General features: G+C 62.1%; 1 protein-coding gene. It reads right to left on the bottom strand.

Going from position 1 to position 557, the window contains the following annotated elements; translation table 11 throughout:
* Nucleotides 1-89: 89 nt before the first annotated feature.
* On the bottom strand, nucleotides 90-557 hold a 468-nt coding region (locus OMK64_RS21550; protein WP_524536924.1), incomplete at its 5' end, for a pyridoxal-phosphate dependent enzyme.

The raw sequence follows: 557 nt of genomic DNA on the forward strand, positions 1-557 counted from the left end.
TTGCAGGGTGTCGGTCATGGCGCTGGATACGATCATGGAAAAGTGCGTGGCGTCCTGGTGCAGGCCCAGCAGGATGTCGGATTCATCGATCACACCGACCAGTTTTGACCGTCCACCAGCACTGGCAACTGCGAGACATCCGCCAGGCGCATGCGCTGGAAGGCGGTGAGCAGCGTGTCGTCGGGGCTTACGCTGATCACGCGGCCGTCTTCGAAGCGCCGCGCGATCAGGTCGCGCAGGTCGCCGTAGTGCTTGTAGTGCAGCAGGCCGGCGTCATTCATCCATTGGTCGTTGTAGACCTTCGACAGGTAACGGGTGCCGGTGTCGCAGACAAAAGTCACCACGCGCTTGGGCTCGGTCTGTTCGCGGCAGTAACGCAGGGCGGCCGCGAGCAGGGTGCCGGTGGAGGAACCGCCGAGAATGCCTTCGGCCTTGAGCAACTGCCGGGCATGGTCGAAACTTTCTTCGTCGCTGATCGAATAGGCGTGACGCACGCTGGACAGGTCGGCAATCGACGGAATGAAGTCTTCGCCAATGACTTCCACCGCCCAGGAGCC

The organism is Cellulomonas fimi, from assembly GCF_028527925.1.
Lineage (GTDB): Bacteria > Actinomycetota > Actinomycetes > Actinomycetales > Cellulomonadaceae > Cellulomonas > Cellulomonas fimi_C.